Source organism: Klebsiella sp. 1SOBk5mer (assembly GCF_046603115.1).
In the GTDB taxonomy this organism is placed as follows: domain Bacteria; phylum Pseudomonadota; class Gammaproteobacteria; order Enterobacterales; family Enterobacteriaceae; genus Klebsiella; species Klebsiella quasipneumoniae.
Map to the genome: position 1 here is coordinate 546,764 of NZ_JBKIUU010000001.1, position 18,211 is coordinate 564,974.

At 58.4% G+C, this 18,211-nt stretch carries 20 protein-coding genes and 3 tRNA genes; 7 read left to right on the forward strand and 16 right to left on the reverse strand.

Translation table 11 applies throughout. From position 1 onward, the window contains the following. Positions 1 to 630, reverse strand: coding sequence for a LysE family translocator (locus ACLH1U_RS02675; RefSeq protein WP_032453132.1), 630 nt, complete (start codon positions 628 to 630; stop codon positions 1 to 3). A gap of 249 nt (positions 631 to 879) precedes the next feature. Here ACLH1U_RS02675 and ACLH1U_RS02680 point away from each other — a divergent pair, with 249 nt between their 5' ends. Further along, positions 880 to 1,515: a carbonic anhydrase gene (locus tag ACLH1U_RS02680; protein WP_023289965.1), complete on the forward strand. Its 636-nt coding sequence runs from the start codon at positions 880 to 882 to the stop codon at positions 1,513 to 1,515. A 47-nt stretch (positions 1,516 to 1,562) separates the two neighbouring features. On the opposite strand, the gene ACLH1U_RS02685 is transcribed toward ACLH1U_RS02680, so the two are convergent. The 4 genes from ACLH1U_RS02685 to ACLH1U_RS02700 all read right to left on the reverse strand — a co-directional run bounded on the left by ACLH1U_RS02685 (position 1,563) and on the right by ACLH1U_RS02700 (position 4,223). Further along, entirely contained in the window at positions 1,563 to 2,579 is a 1,017-nt protein-coding gene (locus ACLH1U_RS02685) for a zinc-dependent alcohol dehydrogenase family protein (RefSeq protein ID WP_198046917.1), read from the reverse strand. Positions 2,580 to 2,732: 153 nt separating this feature from the next. Further along, positions 2,733 to 2,942, reverse strand: coding sequence for a YdgH/BhsA/McbA-like domain containing protein (locus tag ACLH1U_RS02690; protein WP_004202908.1), 210 nt, complete (start codon positions 2,940 to 2,942; stop codon positions 2,733 to 2,735). A gap of 84 nt (positions 2,943 to 3,026) precedes the next feature. After that, positions 3,027 to 3,743, reverse strand: coding sequence for a hypothetical protein (locus ACLH1U_RS02695; protein ID WP_023289963.1), 717 nt, complete (start codon positions 3,741 to 3,743; stop codon positions 3,027 to 3,029). Between the two features lie 45 nt (positions 3,744 to 3,788). Further along, a complete protein-coding gene (locus ACLH1U_RS02700; protein WP_023289962.1) occupies positions 3,789 to 4,223 on the reverse strand; it encodes a transcriptional regulator in 435 nt (144 codons plus the stop codon). 401 nt (positions 4,224 to 4,624) lie between these two features. Between ACLH1U_RS02700 and ACLH1U_RS02705 the strand changes: the two genes are divergently transcribed. After that, a complete protein-coding gene (locus ACLH1U_RS02705) occupies positions 4,625 to 4,774 on the forward strand; it encodes a hypothetical protein (protein ID WP_023289961.1) in 150 nt (49 codons plus the stop codon). Positions 4,775 to 4,861: 87 nt separating this feature from the next. Here ACLH1U_RS02705 and ACLH1U_RS02710 read toward each other — a convergent pair whose 3' ends face one another. After that, positions 4,862 to 5,698, reverse strand: a complete 837-nt coding sequence (locus tag ACLH1U_RS02710) for an MBL fold metallo-hydrolase (protein WP_032453131.1) — start codon at positions 5,696 to 5,698, stop codon at positions 4,862 to 4,864. Positions 5,699 to 5,705: 7 nt separating this feature from the next. After that, complete coding sequence (locus tag ACLH1U_RS02715) at positions 5,706 to 6,221, reverse strand: hypothetical protein (RefSeq protein ID WP_032453130.1); 516 nt, start codon at positions 6,219 to 6,221, stop codon at positions 5,706 to 5,708. A gap of 156 nt (positions 6,222 to 6,377) precedes the next feature. Here ACLH1U_RS02715 and ACLH1U_RS02720 point away from each other — a divergent pair, with 156 nt between their 5' ends. Beyond that, complete coding sequence (locus tag ACLH1U_RS02720) at positions 6,378 to 7,262, forward strand: LysR substrate-binding domain-containing protein (protein WP_023289958.1); 885 nt, start codon at positions 6,378 to 6,380, stop codon at positions 7,260 to 7,262. Here the strand turns inward: ACLH1U_RS02720 and ACLH1U_RS02725 are convergent. After that, on the reverse strand, positions 7,259 to 8,185 hold the full coding sequence (locus ACLH1U_RS02725) for an AraC family transcriptional regulator (protein ID WP_411299027.1): 927 nt from the start codon (positions 8,183 to 8,185) through the stop codon (positions 7,259 to 7,261). The genes ACLH1U_RS02720 and ACLH1U_RS02725 overlap by 4 nt on opposite strands. Before the next feature lie 98 nt (positions 8,186 to 8,283). Between ACLH1U_RS02725 and ACLH1U_RS02730 the strand changes: the two genes are divergently transcribed. After that, positions 8,284 to 9,036 carry an SDR family oxidoreductase gene (locus tag ACLH1U_RS02730; protein WP_032453128.1) on the forward strand — a complete coding sequence of 251 codons (753 nt, stop codon included), beginning with the start codon at positions 8,284 to 8,286 and terminating at the stop codon, positions 9,034 to 9,036. 121 nt (positions 9,037 to 9,157) lie between these two features. Here the strand turns inward: ACLH1U_RS02730 and ACLH1U_RS02735 are convergent. The 3 genes from ACLH1U_RS02735 to ACLH1U_RS02745 all read right to left on the reverse strand — a co-directional run bounded on the left by ACLH1U_RS02735 (position 9,158) and on the right by ACLH1U_RS02745 (position 9,396). Beyond that, positions 9,158 to 9,234 (reverse strand) — tRNA-Val (locus ACLH1U_RS02735). A gap of 4 nt (positions 9,235 to 9,238) precedes the next feature. Beyond that, positions 9,239 to 9,315 (reverse strand) — tRNA-Val (locus ACLH1U_RS02740). Between the two features lie 4 nt (positions 9,316 to 9,319). Continuing rightward, positions 9,320 to 9,396: transfer RNA gene (locus ACLH1U_RS02745), tRNA-Val, on the reverse strand. A gap of 253 nt (positions 9,397 to 9,649) precedes the next feature. Between ACLH1U_RS02745 and ACLH1U_RS02750 the strand changes: the two genes are divergently transcribed. Further along, a complete protein-coding gene (locus tag ACLH1U_RS02750; protein WP_049013570.1) occupies positions 9,650 to 10,228 on the forward strand; it encodes a TIGR00730 family Rossman fold protein in 579 nt (192 codons plus the stop codon). 140 nt (positions 10,229 to 10,368) lie between these two features. Here the strand turns inward: ACLH1U_RS02750 and asr are convergent, their stop codons facing one another. Together asr and mdtK are read right to left on the reverse strand one after the other, a co-directional pair. After that, positions 10,369 to 10,890 carry an acid resistance repetitive basic protein Asr gene (asr, locus tag ACLH1U_RS02755; protein WP_101861680.1) on the reverse strand — a complete coding sequence of 174 codons (522 nt, stop codon included), beginning with the start codon at positions 10,888 to 10,890 and terminating at the stop codon, positions 10,369 to 10,371. A gap of 177 nt (positions 10,891 to 11,067) precedes the next feature. Further along, positions 11,068 to 12,441, reverse strand: a complete 1,374-nt coding sequence (gene mdtK, locus ACLH1U_RS02760; RefSeq protein ID WP_411299028.1) for an MdtK family multidrug efflux MATE transporter — start codon at positions 12,439 to 12,441, stop codon at positions 11,068 to 11,070. A gap of 229 nt (positions 12,442 to 12,670) precedes the next feature. Between mdtK and ACLH1U_RS02765 the strand changes: the two genes are divergently transcribed. Next, positions 12,671 to 13,306: a riboflavin synthase gene (locus ACLH1U_RS02765; RefSeq protein ID WP_023289947.1), complete on the forward strand. Its 636-nt coding sequence runs from the start codon at positions 12,671 to 12,673 to the stop codon at positions 13,304 to 13,306. A 36-nt stretch (positions 13,307 to 13,342) separates the two neighbouring features. Here ACLH1U_RS02765 and cfa read toward each other — a convergent pair whose 3' ends face one another. After that, a complete protein-coding gene (gene cfa / locus ACLH1U_RS02770) occupies positions 13,343 to 14,491 on the reverse strand; it encodes a cyclopropane fatty acyl phospholipid synthase (RefSeq protein WP_411299029.1) in 1,149 nt (382 codons plus the stop codon). 294 nt (positions 14,492 to 14,785) lie between these two features. Beyond that, on the reverse strand, positions 14,786 to 15,967 hold the full coding sequence (gene punC / locus ACLH1U_RS02775; RefSeq protein ID WP_032453123.1) for a purine nucleoside transporter PunC: 1,182 nt from the start codon (positions 15,965 to 15,967) through the stop codon (positions 14,786 to 14,788). A gap of 112 nt (positions 15,968 to 16,079) precedes the next feature. Here punC and punR point away from each other — a divergent pair, with 112 nt between their 5' ends. Continuing rightward, positions 16,080 to 16,991: a DNA-binding transcriptional activator PunR gene (gene punR / locus ACLH1U_RS02780; protein ID WP_032453122.1), complete on the forward strand. Its 912-nt coding sequence runs from the start codon at positions 16,080 to 16,082 to the stop codon at positions 16,989 to 16,991. 18 nt (positions 16,992 to 17,009) lie between these two features. Here the strand turns inward: punR and purR are convergent, their stop codons facing one another. Then, positions 17,010 to 18,035: an HTH-type transcriptional repressor PurR gene (purR, locus tag ACLH1U_RS02785; RefSeq protein ID WP_004202888.1), complete on the reverse strand. Its 1,026-nt coding sequence runs from the start codon at positions 18,033 to 18,035 to the stop codon at positions 17,010 to 17,012. Between the last annotated feature and the right edge of the window lie 176 nt (positions 18,036 to 18,211).

Below are 18,211 nucleotides of genomic sequence, written 5' to 3' on the forward strand. Positions count from 1 at the left end.
CTAGCGGGTGAGGGAGGTGGCGATAAGCCGCAGTCCCAGCGCCCCCAGCACCGTCGCGGTGGCGATATCGATTCGCCGCTTCAGCCGCAGGTAGACCCGACGCGGACGATCAGCGGAGAGCACCAGCGCCACCAGCGAATACCAGCTGACGTCAATCAGGAAACTCATCAGCGGCACGATGTAATAGAAAGCGGTGGGGATCTGCGCCGGCAACACGGCGGTAAAAATCGAGGCAAACACCAGCGCGGTTTTGGGATTGCTCAACTGAGTATACAGCCCGTCGCGGAAAGTCTTCAGCAACGAACGGTTGCCGTCCATGCCGCTGGCGGAAAAATCCATCGGCTGCGCCGAACCGCGGAAAATCTTATAGCCCAACCATAACAGGTAGAGCCCGCCCGCTACTTTCAAGCCAATAAACAGCTCCGGCACCGCGGTGAGCACCTTCTGCAGGCCCAGCATCGCCATAATAGAAAAAATGGCGGCGCCGGCGCCGGTGCCCAGGGCGGTCACCAGACCGTGCAGACGCGAGCGGGCGACCGCATTGCGCGCGACAAAAATAAAGCTCGGGCCGGGACTGATCACCCCCATGATCAGCACCGCGGCAAGGGCCATCAGGCTGGATAAGAACATAGCAACTCCTGGTATGTCCGCCGCCGGCAGGCGGTCGGCAACGTGGGGACGGTACGAGCAAACAGAGTAACAAACTGGCTCAGGAAAGCACGTGAAAACCCTGTGGAAAAGGCGATGCTGAACGGGCATCCGCGGCGCGCGTTTTCTGCGCAACTGTTTGAATAACGATTCCCATTCCTGTCAGCGATGGTAAACTGAATAACTGTGATCTTTGTCATACCGTAATAACTACAGAGAAGAGACACTGCTATGCAACATATCATTGAGGGCTTCCTCAACTTCCAGAAAGAGATCTTCCCCCAGCGTAAAGAGCTCTTCCGTAGCCTGGCCTCCAGCCAGAATCCCAAAGCGCTTTTCATCTCCTGCTCTGACAGCCGTCTGGTGCCGGAACTGGTTACCCAGCAGGAGCCGGGACAGCTCTTTGTTATTCGTAATGCCGGGAATATCGTGCCGTCTTTCGGGCCGGAGCCGGGCGGTGTATCCGCGACCATTGAGTATGCCGTGGTTGCGCTGGGCGTGACGGATATCGTAATCTGCGGCCACTCTAACTGCGGGGCGATGAAAGCGATCGCCACCTGCCAGTGCCTGGAGCCGATGCCGGCGGTGTCTCACTGGCTGCGCTACGCTGATGCTGCGAAAGCGGTGGTGGAAAAGAAAACCTGGGCCAGCGAAACCGATAAGGTCAACGGCATGGTGCAGGAAAACGTGATCGCTCAGCTGAACAACATCAAAACCCATCCGTCGGTGGCGGTCGGTCTGCGCGACCAGACCCTGCGCCTGCACGGCTGGTTCTATGACATTGAAAGCGGCGAGATTCAGGCGCTGGATAAAAACACCAAATCCTTTGTTTCGCTGTCAGAAAATCCGGACGTCTTTTTCGAATAAAGCCGTTCCCAGGGCATGGAGGCCCTGTTCATCTCATCTCCTCACCACTACCACTCCACGCAAATTTTGCCGAAATGGGCGCCGCTTTGCAGATAGCGGAAGGCGTCTGGTAAGGCAGCAAAATCAAACACTTTATCGATGACTGGCCGCGACGCCTGCAGGTTCAGCGCGTTGACGTAGTCCTGTTGTTGCCGGCGATGACCCACCACCAGCCCCTGCAGTCGGGCCTGTTTACTCATCAGCAAATGGGTGGGCACATGACCTTCGAAGCCAGTCAGGACGCCGATCAGCGCGATGTGTCCGCCAACACTGACGGCCTCGAACGACTGGCCCAGGGTGCCCGGTCCGCCGAGCTCCAGGATAATATCGGCCCCGCGATGACCGGTGATGTCCTGCACCGTCGCGCCCCAGGCCGGGGTGGTGCGGTAATTGATGAGATGGTCAGCCCCCAGGGCGCGCGCGCGGGCGAGCTTTTCATCGGATGAGGAGGTGACGATGACCTGCGCGCCCATGCTTTTCGCCAGCTGCAGGGCGGTTATCGACACGCCGCCGGTGCCGAGCGTCAGCACCGTATCGCCCGCTTTTAGCCGTCCCTCCACCACCAGCGCGCGCCAGGCGGTGAGGCCGGAGGTGGTGATCGTCGCCGCCTCCCTGAAGCTCCATCCGTCAGGCGCATGGGTAAAATGACTGGCCGGTCTGACCACATACTGGCAGGCGAACCCCTCGGCGCCGTCGCCCGGCGTCTGGCTGAAGTCCTTCACCTGCGGGCCCGGACGGCCATCCAGCCACTGCGGGAAAAAGCCAGCGACCACCCGGTCGCCTGGCTGAAACTCGCTGACCCCGGCGCCAACCGCTTCGACCACCCCCGCGCCGTCCGCCATCAGGATCCGCCGATCGGCTGTGGGAATCACCCCCGTCGCTACCAGCAAATCGTGATAGTTCAGGGAGGTGGCGTGTAGCGCTACGCGGATCTCGCCTGCCGCCGGCGCGCCGGGGTCGGCAAGATCGACAAGCTGCAGATTATCCAGCGAACCGGGTTTGTTGACGATCCAGGCTTTCATCATGGGGCTCTCTTTATCCAGGGGATGCGCTAAGTATTGGCCCGTCATCGGCTGAACGCCACAGCGCGCCGGTCAGGAAATCACTGCCCGGAGAAAGAGGCGAAAAAAAAGCGCCGTTTTTGACGGCGCTTTTTTAATCGCGAAAGAGGGAAGAGATTATTTGCTCAGCTCAGCCGTCATATGAACGCGATTATTAAACTGGGCGCTGGTGATTTTATAGGACGCTCCCTGCTCAGCGGCCTGGGCGGCGATTTTGGCTTCTGCACGGTCCAGGGTGGAAGCGGTGGCGCTGACGCTCTGGGCGAAGCTGACGGAAGAGAACAGCGACAGTGCAGCAACAGCAACGAAAGTTTTGATGGATTTCATGGTCATATTCCTTAATCTGGTGTCTGATATAGGGCTTGTCGCCCTGATGTGATAAAGAATACGCGCAAAGCCTGGCGGTTAAAATCAAAACAATTTGCGAAACTCATTCAAATAATATGAATGATTTTCGGCCGGTCGCGATGCAGCACGTCGTTGCCGGGCTGGCCGTACCCCTGGTCTATAGCAACTCAGATCGGCGCAGAGGCGGCTAAACGTGGCCTCCGCGGTCATAAAATGATGAAAATGGGTATGGCTGACGAGGCGAAAATTACTTTTGATCCGCTCCAGTCCGTTGTAAACCCGCTTGCGATTGACGCCCAGCGTGTCTGCCATCTGATTAGTCGACTGTCCGCCGACCACGCCACGGATCATCTGCATCTCCAGGTCATTGAGTGGGGCTCGCAGCCGGGAGGAGCGACTCTGACGCTGATGGCGCGGCGCGAAAGGGCGGCTGCGATCTGCCAGACGGAGCAGAAGGCGGCGGATCTCCTGGACGCTTTCCCGCTGGCTGACCCACAGGAGGGTATCCGCGTAAAAGGCGCGTCCGCGTTTGACGTTGTTGGCGGAGGTAAATCCGACCACCAGGCCGGGATAGCGCTGGGCTAATTCAGCAGCGGCCTGATAATCGTGATAGTTTTCCAGCGCTAAAATAATCACATCCAGCCCGGCCGGATCGGGCAGATGGCTGAGCGGCAGTGAATGAATAATGTTCAGACCGGGCAAGGTTTCCTGAATATCTCTGAAACACTGGGCGAGGCCGATATTAAAATAAATATTATTGCTGTGAATTAAAATATTCAAAGAATAAACCCTGTTACAAGCGATCTAAACGGCGCGGGAAGGAGATTAGCTGCGAACCAGAAGTTTATTCATATCAGCAGGCGAGGTGTTTATATAATTCATCATGCCCGGCGGTTTGAAGGAATAAATTTCGGCTACACAAGCAGGATTAATATAATACCCTGCGCACTTAACGCGGATAATTAACACGCTTTCGACCCCCGCCTGGTTTAAGCGAGATTTTAAGGTCTGAATGACCTGCCATAATCGCTGCGCGGACGGACGGAGATTATTTTTCTCCCAGACGTTAATCATTAACTCTTCATCACTGACCAGACGTTCTCTGCCATGCGCCAGCAAATATTCCAGTAAACACGCCATGGTGCTGCGCAGCTGAACTTGCGTTCGCGTCCCACGTAACGCGATAATTTCCCGATGATGCAGGCAGTAGAAAATATTATCCGCTAACTTATAGCCAAGTAGTTTATAGCCTGTAGTCATCCACCACTCCCTGACAAATCCCCGTATTGCCGGTGCAGAGTACCCGCCTGCGGCGGTCTGACCAAGTGAATTTTATGAGCTAGAATAATCAAAACAATTAACCACATTAGCATACATAACTAGAATAAAAATCTGATAAAATCGCTCACTTCTGTTGGATTATGTGGTATAGGAAAAGTCTTAATCAAGAGGTGTGCGAAGTTAAACGGTTGAAAATATAGGTGGTGGAAACAAAAAATTGCATTTACCTTGATCTAGATCAATTTTATGCCTTTCAGGTGGCAATCACCATTTACATAGCAAAACAAAGATTGAAATAACAACGTTTAAGTGATGATAAGCTGATTCTGAACTTATGGAATTACCCAGGGAACTGTTCATTACTTTTCAGGAGCGTTTTTATGGTCATTGCAACTCGTAAGCCTCTGTGCAACAAACGCTGGGCCGCCAGCCCGGCCTCTCAGGATCTTCAGTTGACCCAGCTGCGTCACCCCTGGGTCGCCACCACAGCCAGCTGCAAAAGTAAAAAAGGCTGGAAGCGCCGCGGTTAACGGCTAATCCACTTCCCCAGACACCACGCCCCGGTCGCGTTAATGCCACGACCGGGGTTTTGCTGTGATCGGTGTTCTGCGTGAAGGTCACACCGGGCGCAGGCAGAAGCCTGAGGCGGTATTCTCCACGCTGGCGAAGCCCGGCAGGCCAAGATGCATACCGCCGACGAGCCACCGCTCGCTGGCGGCCTGGCGCAGGAGACTTTCCCGTGTACGCCGCGCCTGGTCAGGATCGACGTCAAAGGCCACCGATGCCTCTGGCCGGGCGCTCTGGATCGAGGGAAAGTGGACGATATCCCCCCAGATCAGCAGCGACGTTCCGCCCGCCTCGAGGCGATATCCGGTATGCCCCGGCGTATGGCCGGGCAGGGGACATGGTCGGATCCCGGCGATCCGCTCATTTTCATCGATAGCACGAATTTGCGTCGCGCAGATCGCTATTACGCGCCGGACGAGCAGCACGTTGCGTTGTCCACGCTCGCTGGCGTTGTCCAGTGTCGACGGCGCCAGCCAGTAAGCGCTTTCCCGCGAGGGCAGGAACACCGTGGCGTTGGGATAAGCCGGTGTACCGGCGGAGGTCAGCAGGCCGCCGATATGGTCCGGGTGCGCGTGGGTGAGGAGGATGGTGTCAATGTCCTCAGGGCGGACGCCGAGCAGCGCCAGATTGGCGATAAGCGCGCCGCCGACGCCGTTGGCCCCGCCGGTGCCGGTATCCACCAGCACCGTATGCCCGCGTCCGCGGATCAGGTAAGCGCCGATCTCGATGGTTTCCGGCGAGATTACCCCGGCCTGGCGCTGCAGACGCGCCGCCTCTTCAGGGGCAATCCCCGCCAGTAACGTCAGCGGCGCCGTCATCTGGCCATCACTGATGGCGCTTATCGTCAGGTCGCCTGCTGTCAGGGAATAAAAGGGAGCTGGTGTCATGTTGACCTCACGCTTGCTCCGCCGGGTGACGCAATCGGGCGGTAATGGGCTGATAGACAAAGACGGCGGCCGTGGCGGCGTGGTGATGCAGGTCGTCACGCGGGACGATGGCGGCATAGCGGGCATGCCGGGTGGCCAGACCGCCGGGCTGCAGGACGACCGGCGCAGCGACGGGCAGGGCTTCCGCGGTATCGCTCAGCAGCAGCACCTCGTCCGGAGCAACCTCCCGCAGCGCGTTAGTTGTGAGATAGAGGTGGCGATGCCAGTCGGCGATCGCCGATTGCCAGCGGGCAAAATGACCGCCGCCGTTGCGGCGATAGGCGTCGCTGTCGATGACGGCGGCATCGCGGATATCGTGTAGCGCCAGGTAGCGAGGGCAGCCCTCGCTGAGCGCGCAGAAGCGCTGCGAGGCATGAAAACCGGGCACTGAGACCAGCGCCGGTAATTTTTCCAGATTGTAAAAGGTATTCCACGCCGCTTCGCTTTGCGGGTCGGTGTAGGCGCATTCGACGACATAGAGCATAGTGACCTCGAGAGACAGATGATTGAGCGCATAAGGCGCTTCAGTGAATTTACTTCATCCTATCTGGCGAAAATGGCGCTGAAAAACGATGTTTATTCAAGCCTCAGTGATATTCTGTCACTGATTTTCAGTCAGCCCGCACAAGGAGCATTGGCTATGCGTCGTAAAATACCCAGCAGCGCTGCGCTACTGGCCTTTGAGGCCGCCGCCCGCCACGGCAACTTTGCCCGCGCGGCGGCGGAGCTCGCGTTAACGGAAGGGGCCATCAGCCGGCAGATCGCCCGTCTGGAAGCGCTCCTTGACAGCAAACTATTCGACAGAATCGGGAGCCGGGTACGGCTCAATCCGGCAGGCGCCCGCTATGCCAGACAGGTCCGCGAGATCCTCAGCAGGCTGGAGCGGGAAACCCTCGACGTCAGCGGGATGCCGGCCGATGGCCGCAGTCTGGAGATCGCCGTGCTCCCCACCTTCGCCAGCCGCTGGCTCATCCCCCGCCTCGGGCAGTTCACAGCGCAGCATCCGCATATCGTGGTCAATATCGCCGCTCGCAGCGACCCCTTCATTCTGCCGGGCAGCGGATTTGATGCGGCTATCCATTTTGATCACCCGGCGTGGACCGGAATGGATGTGACGTTTTTGTTTGCGGAGTATCTGCTGCCGGTCTGTCATGCTGCGCTGCTGACGGATAACGATCTCCCGGGGCTGCTGAACCGGCTGCCGCGCATTCATCGGCGGCAAAATCCGGATGCCTGGCTGCACTATGCCCGGGAGTGTGGTCTGGCGCTGGATAACCCGGCGCAGGGGCCGCGCTATGATCTGCATGAGATGGCGATCGCTGCGGTACTCAGCCAGCAGGGCGTGGCCCTGGTGCCGAAGATGTATGTGGAGAGCGAGCTGCGTAACGGGACGCTGGTCGCCCCGTGGCCGGGCTCCCCGACGCTGGCCAAGCGCTTCTGCCTGATCAAACCCGGCGGCGGCGAGGGGGAGCCTGCGCTGCAGGCGTTTGAGCGCTGGCTGCAGACGACGATTGCGGCAGGTTAGCTTAAGGCGGGCCCGGGCGTACGCTGCGCCGCCCGCTGGCGGGCATATTTGCCCGGCGATGTCCCGGCATAGCGGGTAAAAGCCACGCTGAACGCGCTGGCCGAGCCATAGCCGAGGCGCTCGGCGATATCCGCCATGCTGATGCCCGACTCTCCCAGCCACCGCATCGCCAGGGTCATGCGCCAGTTCAACAGATAGCCCATCGGGGTCATTCCGGTCAGGCCGGTAAAGCGTTCAAACAACGTCAAGCGAGACAGCGCGCAGTCGGCGGCCAGGGCGTTGACGGTCCAGCGTCTGGCGGGGGCCTCATGCAGCAGACGGATTGCCTGGGCGATCCGCGGGTCGCTCAGGCCGCGCACCAGGCCTGGGGTGGCGAGTGTTTCGCAGGAGCGGATGGCCTCGATAAACAGCAGCTCAACCATCCGCGCCAGAACGAAAGATTTACCTGCGCGATCCGCCTGGGCTTCCTCTTTCAGCAGTCCGACAAAGGTGGCCAGCCGCGGCTGGTCGCGAACCACCACCAGGGCGGGCAGCAGCGAGGTCAGCAGGCTGGCGTTATCCGAATCGGCAGCGCAGTGGCCAATCAGCGCCAGCATCTCCGCCGGCTGGTCGAGGGCTCCCAGGCGAAAGTGTTCCTCCGCCAGTTTCACCGGGGTGGTCTCCAGCGCCGGTGAAGGCGGCGGGGTCAGGCTGGTAAGCGCGAAGCGGTACGCCGCCGGGATCAGCATAAAATCCCCGGCGCGCAGGGTCTGCGGCGGATGCTGGTCTATTTCCAGCCGACAGCCTCCTTCCAGCACCACGCCATAGAACGACATGCCCTGGTCCGAGCGAATGACGCGCCATTCTCCCGCCCCCTCAATGGTTTTGGTCAGCACCGCTCTGAGATTTAGCATCGCAATGATTTCCGCCAGCGGGTCGCTCATTTCCGGACTCCTGCTAAAGAATGATGGATTATTGACCCTATATCGTCCGGAGCGGGCTGTCTATGATGAAAAGGAAGAAGCCAATCGGAGACAGAGAGATGCAAACGATTATGATCACCGGCTGTTCATCGGGTTTTGGCCTGGAGACGGCGCGTTATTTTCTTGAACAGGGCTGGAAGGTTATCGCCACGATGCGGGTTCTGCGAGAGGATCTGTTGCCAGCCAGCGACCGTCTGCGGCTGGTGCGCCTTGACGTCACCTCAGCGCAGAGTATCGCCGAGGCGATTGCCGAGGCCGGAGAGATTGACGTTCTGGTCAATAACGCCGGAGTGGGGATGCTCAACGCCCTGGAGGGGGCGTCGCACGAGGCGATAGCGAACCTGTTTGCCACCAATACTCTTGGGACTATCGCCATGACCCAGGCGGTACTTCCCCGGTTCAGAGCGCGCCGTAGCGGGACGATCGTGAATATCACCTCGGCGGTCACCCTACAGCCGATGCCCCTGCTGGCGGTCTATACCGCGAGTAAGGCGGCGGTGAACGCCTTCACGGCATCCCTGGCGCTGGAGCTGCGGCCCTTCAATATTCGCGTCGGGGTGATCCTGCCGGGACGCGATCCCCAGACCCGCTTCGGGGAAAACGCGCGTCGAACGATGGGCCAACTCCCGGAGAGCTATGCGGCGCTCGGCCAGCAGATCCTCGACAGCATCCAGGAAAACGCCAGCGTGACGCGGGCTGTCGATGTGGCTCAGGCCGTCTGGCGAATGGTGAACGATCCTGATGCCCCTTCGCGGCTGCCGGCAGGGGATGATGCCCTGGCGATGGCGCAGGCCAGTCGGAGTCGCGAATAATCGGCTTTAGCTTTGTCGTTGGCAGGGTTCAATAACGTTCAGGCGGGAAGCGCAGAAGGCGTGCGTTTTCCGGTCAAGATGCTGCAGGGTAATGTTGAGAGGGAATGATAAGAAACAAGATTGGTGCGTCTGAATGGACTCGAACCATCGACCCCCACCATGTCAAGGTGGTGCTCTAACCAACTGAGCTACAGACGCATTATGGTGCGTTTAATTGGACTCGAACCAACGACCCCCACCATGTCAAGGTGGTGCTCTAACCAACTGAGCTATAAACGCATAATGGTGCGTTCGATTGGACTCGAACCAACGACCCCCACCATGTCAAGGTGGTGCTCTAACCAACTGAGCTACGAACGCAATGTTGTGGTGACAACGGGGACGCATATTAGCGGCAGGCAGGGGATGTGGCAAGAGGTAAACGTCACTTTTCTTGTACATTGCTTGCGATTGCGGATCTTTTACCCATTCCGGCGATATTTTACTGAACCACAAGGATATTTCTTCGCCAGCAGGCGCCTCGCCTCTCTATTCTCCGCGGGTCTCAACCTGCGCACAAAGGTTGCCGTTGTGTTAAATTATCGCCCACCAGAAGAGAGGAGTAATAACGAAGATGAAATCGATAGGTATTTTCTGCGGTTCTTCAGCTGGCGAACATCCGCTGTATCTCGACACTGCCCGACGGGTTGGCCACACGCTGGCGCAGCAGGGACTGGCTGTTGTCTATGGCGGCGGCAAAGTTGGCTTGATGGGGGCGGTTGCCGATGCGGCGCTTGAGGCCGGGGGCGTGGTGATTGGCGTGATGCCGCGCGGCCTGGTGGAGCGGGAAATTGCCCATCGCGGGTTGACGGAGCTGCATGTGGTTGAGGATATGCACGAACGGAAAACCAAAATGGCGGCGCTTGCCGACGGCTTTATTGCTCTGCCGGGCGGAGCGGGGACGCTGGAAGAGATTTTCGAACAGTGGACCTGGGCGCAGTTGGGCATCCATGAAAAACCGTGCGCATTTCTGAATATTAAAGGGTATTACGATCCGCTGCAGGCGATGGTCAATAACATGGTGCGGGAAGGGTTTATGCACCCGCGCTACGCGGAGATGCTGCCGTTTGCTGCCTCGGCAGAGGAGATTATCGCCGGTTTTCGCGACTATACGCCGCCGGCGCGTAAATGGGTTCAGCAGCCCGCTATTTAAACATCAAGCGAAGGGTAAACAGCGCGCAGACGATGAGCAGAACCAACAGCAATTCGAAGCGATAGCGTTGCAGCATGATGTCCTCCTGAAAAAAAACCGGCGCTATTCAGCGCCGGTTTATCACCTTAACGCTCTGACCGTTATGCCGCCGGTTGTACCGCCGGTTTGGCTGCGTGGTGCGCCGCTTTGTGGTGCTTCTTCGCCGCCTGGGCTTTCTGCGCTACTGCCGGTTTCGCTGCGGCTTTGTGGTGTTTCTTCGCCGCCTGGGCTTTCTGCGCTACTGTCGGTTTCGCTGCGGCTTTATGGTGCTTCTTCGCCGCCTGGGCTTTCTGCGCGGCCGTCGGTTTCGCTGCGGCTTTGTGGTGCTTCTTCGCCGCCTGGGCTTTCTGCGCTACAGCCGGTTTCGCTGCGGCTTTGTGGTGCTTCTTCGCCGCCTGGGCTTTCTGCGCTACAGCCGGTTTCGCTGCGGCTTTATGGTGTTTCTTCGCTGCCTGGGCTTTCTGTTCGGCTGCTGGTTTCGCCGCCGCTTTATGATGTTTCTTGTGATGAACGGTGGTGTGGCTGGCTGCGGCAGCCGGGGTGGTGGTCGCGGCATCGGCGGCGAAAGCAACAGATGACAGACCCATAGCAGCGGCAACAACCAGAGCTAATACTTTTTTCATGCTGTAATCCTCGAATTGGTTTCCTGAGTAACCCCACTGCGGGGCTGTTGGCCACACTATATGCATCTCCGGGGCGCTCATCAGTGAGTCTTTGGTGTCGGGGAGTAACGGAATGTACAACGCCGGAACAAAACTGAAGAAAGAAAAAGCCCGCCGGGGTGGCGGGCTTTGGCAGGGTTAGCGCGCGGCGCGCTGTAAGATACTGCTGGAGGGCTGGCGCTGCAGAAAACGCATCCGCAGCATCATCATAATGGCGGCGGAGGTCAGGCCGATGATAAATCCGCACCAGAAGCCGGCGGGCCCCATGCGGGGGACAATCACGTCGGTCAGCGCCAGCAGGTAGCCGCTGGGCAAACCCAGCACCCAGTACGCGGTAAAGGTGATAAAAAAGATAGACCGCGTATCCTTATAGCCACGCAGGATACCGCTGCCGATCACCTGAATGGAGTCGGAGATCTGGTAGATCGCCGCCAGCAGCATCAGATGCGAGGCCAGCATCACCACCTCAGGGTTATCGTTATACAGCAGGGCAATCTGCTTACGCATCAGCACGGTAAAGATAGCGGTAAATACCGCCAGGCAGACGCCCACGCCCACGCCCGTGCGGGCGGAAACCTGGGCATCGATCGTTGAGCCCTGGCCGAGGCGGAAGCCGACGCGAATGGTGACCGCGGCCGCCAGCGACAGCGGCAGAACGAACATCAGCGAGCTGAAGTTCAGCGCAATCTGGTGGCCGGCGACGTCAATGATCCCGAGCGGAGAGACCAGCAGCGCGACGACGGCAAACAGGGTCACTTCGAAGAACAGCGCCAGGGCGATGGGCAGCCCCAGCTGCACCAACCGCAGCAGAACGGCGAAATCGGGGCCGCTGAAGCCCTCGGCGCAGCGGATATCGCGCATCGAACGCGCCCGGCGCACCCACCACAGCATGCTGGCGAACATCACCCAGTAAACGGAGGCCGTCGCCACGCCGCAGCCGACGCCGCCCAGCTCCGGCATGCCAAAATGGCCATAGATAAAGATGTAGTTCACCGGAATGTTGACCAGTAAACCGATAAAGCCCATGACCATCCCGGGCTTGGTTTTCGCCAGCCCTTCACACTGGTTACGGGCGACCTGGAAGAACAGGTAGCCCGGCGCCCCCCACAGCAGCGCGCGCAGATAGCCAACCGCTTTCTCCGCCAGCAGCGGATCGATGTTGTGCATGGAGCTGATGATATACCCGGCATTCCACAGCACGATCATGATCAGCACCGAGACCAGCCCCGCCAGCCAGAAGCCCTGACGCACCTGCGGCGCGATACGCTCCCGGCGCCCGGAGCCATTGAGCTGCGCCACCACCGGGGTCAGCGCCAGCAGCAGCCCGTGGCCGAAGAGAATGGCCGGTAGCCAGATGGAGGTCCCGATGGCCACCGCGGCCATATCGGTAGCGCTGTAGCCGCCCGCCATCACGGTATCGACAAAACCCATCGCCGTCTGCGCCACTTGCGCAAGAATGACGGGTATAGCCAGAGCTAATAACTGACGCGCTTCAATGAAATACTTCTGCACGTGAACACCTTTGTATTGTTGTTTTTTTGAGACTAAAAAAGCCGCCGTAACTGGCAGCAAGGGGATAAAAATGAGGAAATTCCAGTCTATTGTAGCGAGGATTAGCCATTAAGCCAGTGAAAAAAGAGTCGAGGCACGAAGCGCGCTGGCAACCGCTCAGCCCTCCTGTTATTGTTCCCGATAGCGAAAACGGTAATGATACCGTCATGATTTTCAACAGGAGCCAAACATGTTTACTGGTATTGTTCAGGGAACCGCGAAAGTGGTCTCCATTGATGATAAACCCAATTTTCGCACCCACGTGGTGGAGCTGCCGGCGCATATGCTGGAGGGGCTCGAAACCGGGGCATCGGTAGCCAACAACGGCTGCTGCCTTACGGTGACCGACATCAACGGCGCGCGCATCAGCTTCGATCTGATGAAAGAGACGCTGCGGATTACCAACCTCGGCGATATTCAGGTCGGGGATGAAGTCAATGTCGAGCGGGCGGCGAAATTCAGTGATGAAATCGGCGGGCATTTGATGTCCGGCCATATTATGACCACGGCGGAAATCGTGAAGATCCTCACTTCCGAAAATAACCGTCAGATCTGGTTTAAAGTACAGGATCCGACGCTGATGAAATATATCCTTTATAAAGGATTCATCGGTATCGATGGCATCAGCCTGACGGTAGGCGAGGTGACGGCAACCCGATTCTGCGTGCATCTTATTCCGGAGACGCTGCAGCGGACCACGCTGGGGGCGAAGAAGCTGGGCGACCGCGTCAATATCGAGATCGACCCGCAAACCCAGGCGGTTGTCGATACGGTTGAACGCGTGCTGGCGGCGAAAGAGGTCGCGGCTAAGGTCAGTGAAGCCTGACAAAAAATCCCCCGCCGGTGAGCGGGGGAGTGTTTTTTAACGGGCGACGCGCAGTCCGTGTTCAATCCCGCGCGAGAACACCACCTGCCAGAGCTGAATGTCGCGGGCGCGGAAGGCGCCGGCGCAGGCGTTCAGGTAATAACTGAACATGCGTTTGAAACGCTCAGAATAGTTATCGGCAATTTCCGGCCAGCTGGCGAGGAAACGCTCATACCAGGCCATCAGGGTGGTGTCATAATCGGCGCCGAAGTTGTGCCAGTCTTCCATCACAAAGTGCTTCTCGCTGGCATCGGCGATCTGCCGTACCGACGGCAGGCAGCCGTTAGGGAAGATATATTTATTGATCCACGGGTCAACGTTATGGTCGGTGACTTTGGAACCGATGGTGTGCAGTAAGAAGCGGCCGTTGGGTTTCAAATTACGATCGGCGACCTCAAAGTAGGTGGCGTAATTTTTGGGACCCACGTGTTCGAACATGCCGACGGAGACGATGCGGTCGAAGCTGTCGTGCAGATCGCGATAATCCTGAAGACGAATATCCACGTCAAGGCCATCGCAGCGCGCCTGGGCCATCTTTTGCTGTTCGGCGGAGATGGTCACGCCGACAACGCTCACCTGGTAATTCCGCGCCATATATTCGGCAAGACCGCCCCAGCCGCAGCCGATATCCAGCACTCGCATGCCTGGCTCGAGCTCCAGCTTACGGCAGATGAGATCCAGCTTATCCTGCTGCGCGGCTTCGAGGGTCTGCGCCTCTTTCCAGTACCCGCAGGAATATTGCATGTAGGGATCCAGCATCCGGCTGAAAAGATCGTTGCCGAGGTCATAGTGCTCTTTGCCGACGATCCAGGCGCGTTTTTTACTTTGCAGGTTAAACAGGCGAGCGCCTGCGATGCGGAGTGTGTCTTTGAAATGGTGAGGGAGTTGTTTTTCCAGCCCGGCGCGGAGCACTTTATGGAAGAATATATCCAGTCGCTCGCAGTCCCACCAGCCGTCCATATAGCTTTCGCCTAAACCCAGCGACCCCTCCTGCAATACGCGTTTAAAAAAAAGAGGGTTTTTAATCCGCAGGTCTGACGGCGCGGAGCCATTGATTTCAATTCCCGCACGGCCCAACAATTCAGCTGCAATCCGGTACCAGTCATTATTTGGTACACTTACTTCTTCTATACACGATGAACTCATAGCTTCTCCATCACGCCCAAGTGATCAGAACCTTAAAACAGCGTAGACGCTTTTTTGGCTTTGTGAGAAATCTCACGGATAATCCGTGAAGTCGCTATCCGACGTAGAACAGAGGAAGGGAGATAACCCTTGCCGAAAGGCCTTCCATGGTGAAACGGAGGCATCCTGCATCCGTTAATCTGTTAAATATTTTTTATTTATGTGAACCCGGATCCAGTATAGGACGCTAAGTACTGGCTTTCAATAAAAATATCTTAGCGTGCTAACCACTGGTCCGGGCTCTGGCGACGGGCGTCAGGCGTGGGAAGAGTGGGCCGCCAGCGCTGGCGTCTGCTGCAGGCGATAACCCACTCCGGCTAACAAAATAGAGACCAGCATCACGCTGGTGGTGGTCAGCAGCGGCGTGGCGATCAGCGCGGAGACTAGCAGGCTGGTCAGGAAGCACAGGCCAAGCTGGAGGGTGTTCTGCAGCGCCGCCGCGCGGCCGGTTGCCTGCGGGAAAGGCTTCAGCGCCTGAGCGACCACGATGGGGTAGATCCCGCCGTTGACCACCGCCATCAGGCAGAACGGGATCATTAACGCTACCAGCGAGGCATGCGTTTGCAGACCCACCAGCCAGGTGGCGGCGACGCTGACGGCGAAGACCACCAGCAGCCACGGGAGCATCTGTTGCCCGGACCATTTTTGCAGCAGCGCGCGACAGCCATAGCCGCCCACCAGAAAAGCGATGGTCTGCGGGATATAGCTCAGGCCGATGGCGGTCGGGCCGTAGCCCATCTCATGTAGGATAAACGGCGAACCGGTAAGCCAGGCGAAGAAGCTGGCGGAGCAGGCGGCGTAGATCAGGACGTTGCCGCTGTATTCCCGGGAGCGCAGCAGCGCCAGAAAAGTGATTTTCTTTTCAGCCACAGTGGCCGACTTAGCGGCGGCCTTCAGGCGCAGGGCAGGCAGCATCAGCAGCAGAGTGATGGCAAACAAGGTGGCGAAGATGGCTTGCCACTCGAAGTGTACCAGCAGCCAGCTGCCCAGCAGCGGGGCCAGCGCAGGGGACAGTCCTACCAGCGGCATAATAGTGGCGAAGATGCGGTTGGTGCGCTGGGCGGGATAGTAATCGGTCACCATCGCCTGCCAGGTGACCGCCGCGGCGCAGACGCCAATCGCCTGCAGAAAACGCAGCGCCAGCATCAGCGTGGCGTTCTGCACCCACAGCATTCCCAGGCAGCCGACCGCGAAAATCGCCAGGCCGCTCAGCAGCACCGGTTTGCGCCCGTAGCGGTCTGACAGCGGCCCCCAGAAGAGCTGGCCCAGCGCGAAGCCGGCGAGGAACAGGCTCAGGCTGGCGCTAATGGATGCGGCGGAGGTGTCGAGATCCTGCTGCATGGCGGCAAATGCCGGCAGGTACATATCGGTGGCCAGAAAGCCCAGCACGCTCAGGCCGGCCAGCCAGACTAAAAATCCTTTCCCAGGTTGTGACATAACGTTCTCATTTTTGGAGTACAGGTACGATGCCGCAGAGTGTAGGGAGTGCATTGTGGCTTGTGAAACGCTAATATTTGTCACATGCATTCAAAAATTTTGCAGGCAGAAAATGTGGTCTGAATACTCTCTGGAAGTGGTTGATGCCGTCGCCCGTAACGGCAGCTTTAGCGCGGCGGCGCAGGAGCTCCATCGGGTGCCTTCCGCCGTCAGCTATACCGTGCGTCAGCTCGAAGAGTGGCTGGCCGTCCCGTTGTTTGAGCGCCGTCATCGTGATGTGGAGCTGACCCCCGCCGGGGTCTGGTTTTTACAGGAAGGGCGCTCTGTTATCAAAAAAATGCAGATCACCCGCCAGCAGTGCCAGCAAATTGCCAACGGCTGGCGCGGGCAGTTGTCGATCGCGGTGGACGATATCGTGAAACCCGCGCGGATGCGCCAGATGATCGTGGATTTCTATCGCCATTTTCCCGACGTCGAGCTGATCGTTTTTCAGGAAGTGTTCAATGGCGTATGGGATGCGCTGGCCGACGGCCGCGTGGAGCTGGCGATTGGCGCAACGCGCTCTATTCCGGTTGGGGGCCGCTATGCGTTCCGCGATATGGGGATGCTGAGCTGGGACTGCGTGGTGGCGAGCGCTCACCCGCTGGCGAAGATGGCGGGGCCGCTGAGCGACGATGTCCTGCGCAACTGGCCGTCGCTGGTGCGGGAAGATACCTCGCGTTCGTTGCCCAAACGGACAACGTGGCTGCTGGATAACCAGAAGAGGGTGGTGGTCCCCGACTGGGAATCGTCGGCAACCTGTCTGTCGGCAGGGCTCTGCGTCGGCATGGTGCCAAGCCATTTCGCCCGGCCATGGGTGGATCGCGGCGAGTGGACCGCGCTGGCGCTGGAAAATCCGTTTCCGGATGCGGCCTGCTGTCTGACCTGGCAGCAGAATGATGCTTCGCCGGCGTTAAACTGGATGCTGGACTACCTGGGGGACAGCGACACGCTGAATCGGGAGTGGCTGCGGGCGCCGGAGTGATCCGCGCCCGCCAGTGCTTTAGCGACGATAGTCGACAAACGGGCCATCCGCCACCGAGCGGCGTTCGACCAGCCGAGGGTGCACTTCAATAGACTGCGACTCTTCGCGCTTGTTGACGATACGATCCAACAGCATATTGAACGCGGCTTCGCCCAGCGAATCTTTCGGCTGATGAATGGTGGTTAACGCCGGGCTGAAATAGCGGGCGTTGCGCACATTATCATAACCGATCAGCGAAATGTCCTGCGGCACGCGCAGCCCCATTTCATCCGCGGCGCAGATAGCGCCCATCGCCATAATGTCGCCGCCGCAGAAGACCGCCGTTGGACGGTGTTGTTGGCTCAGGATCTGCTGCATGGCGCGGTAGCCGGACTCCGGCTCGAAGTCGCCCTGTACAATCCAGTTTTCCGGCACGCTGATATGCGCCTCTTTCATCGCCTGCATGAAGCCGGCCAGTCGCCCCGCGCCGGTGTTGCGCTCCAGCGGGCCCGGGATCACGCCGATTTCGCGGTGACCGCGTTCAATCAGGTAACGTCCGGCGATATACCCGCCCTGGAAGGCGTTATCGATTACCGCATCGGTAAAGTCGGCTTTTGCTTCGCCCCAGTCCATCACCACCATCGGAATATGGCGATACTCTTCCAGCATGCTCAGGACGGAGTCCGGGTATTCGGAACACATCACCAGCAGACCGTCGACGCGTTTTTGCGCCATCATCGACAGATAGGCCCGCTGTTTTTCCGGGTCGTTCCAGGCGTTGCCGAGAATCAGGGTATAGCCCTTCTGGAAGCAGCTCTTTTCAACGGACTCAATGATTTCAGCGAAATAGGCGGCTTCGCTACTGGTCGCCAGCAGGCCAATCGATTTTGTATGATTGACTTTCAGGCTGCGGGCCACGGCGCTCGGCGAGTAGTGCAGCTCTTTAATCGCCGCCCATACCGCATTGCGCGTCTCTTCGGCAACGAAACGGGTTTTGTTAATTACATGTGATACAGTTGTAGTGGAAACGTTTGCGCGCTTCGCTACATCTTTAATAGTTGCCATTACATCTCACTCCATGCCTTGACCTGATCGCCTGATCATCGATACGTAAACGTTTGCCTACACACACCCTGAATACAATTTTCAACATTGCATCACGTCGGGAAAACGACACAGAACGACAGGAAGGGGTCAATGGCCGATACGCTTTTAAATTAGCGTGGGATTTTGTCCGATCT

Coding starts and splice junctions, on each gene's coding strand:
- ACLH1U_RS02690 (WP_004202908.1), bottom strand. CDS start 2,942: ATGAAATCCATCAAAACTTTCGTTGCTGTTGCTGCACTGTCGCTGTTC.
- ACLH1U_RS02675 (WP_032453132.1), bottom strand. CDS start 630: ATGTTCTTATCCAGCCTGATGGCCCTTGCCGCGGTGCTGATCATGGGG.
- cfa (WP_411299029.1), bottom strand. CDS start 14,491: ATGAGTTCATCGTGTATAGAAGAAGTAAGTGTACCAAATAATGACTGG.
- punC (WP_032453123.1), bottom strand. CDS start 15,967: ATGTCACAACCTGGGAAAGGATTTTTAGTCTGGCTGGCCGGCCTGAGC.
- asr (WP_101861680.1), bottom strand. CDS start 10,890: ATGAAAAAAGTATTAGCTCTGGTTGTTGCCGCTGCTATGGGTCTGTCA.
- ACLH1U_RS02765 (WP_023289947.1), top strand. CDS start 12,671: ATGTTTACTGGTATTGTTCAGGGAACCGCGAAAGTGGTCTCCATTGAT.
- purR (WP_004202888.1), bottom strand. CDS start 18,035: ATGGCAACTATTAAAGATGTAGCGAAGCGCGCAAACGTTTCCACTACA.
- ACLH1U_RS02700 (WP_023289962.1), bottom strand. CDS start 4,223: ATGACTACAGGCTATAAACTACTTGGCTATAAGTTAGCGGATAATATT.
- ACLH1U_RS02705 (WP_023289961.1), top strand. CDS start 4,625: ATGGTCATTGCAACTCGTAAGCCTCTGTGCAACAAACGCTGGGCCGCC.
- punR (WP_032453122.1), top strand. CDS start 16,080: ATGTGGTCTGAATACTCTCTGGAAGTGGTTGATGCCGTCGCCCGTAAC.
- ACLH1U_RS02685 (WP_198046917.1), bottom strand. CDS start 2,579: ATGATGAAAGCCTGGATCGTCAACAAACCCGGTTCGCTGGATAATCTG.
- ACLH1U_RS02730 (WP_032453128.1), top strand. CDS start 8,284: ATGCAAACGATTATGATCACCGGCTGTTCATCGGGTTTTGGCCTGGAG.
- ACLH1U_RS02725 (WP_411299027.1), bottom strand. CDS start 8,185: ATGAGCGACCCGCTGGCGGAAATCATTGCGATGCTAAATCTCAGAGCG.
- ACLH1U_RS02750 (WP_049013570.1), top strand. CDS start 9,650: ATGAAATCGATAGGTATTTTCTGCGGTTCTTCAGCTGGCGAACATCCG.
- ACLH1U_RS02680 (WP_023289965.1), top strand. CDS start 880: ATGCAACATATCATTGAGGGCTTCCTCAACTTCCAGAAAGAGATCTTC.
- ACLH1U_RS02720 (WP_023289958.1), top strand. CDS start 6,378: ATGCGTCGTAAAATACCCAGCAGCGCTGCGCTACTGGCCTTTGAGGCC.
- ACLH1U_RS02715 (WP_032453130.1), bottom strand. CDS start 6,221: ATGCTCTATGTCGTCGAATGCGCCTACACCGACCCGCAAAGCGAAGCG.
- ACLH1U_RS02710 (WP_032453131.1), bottom strand. CDS start 5,698: ATGACACCAGCTCCCTTTTATTCCCTGACAGCAGGCGACCTGACGATA.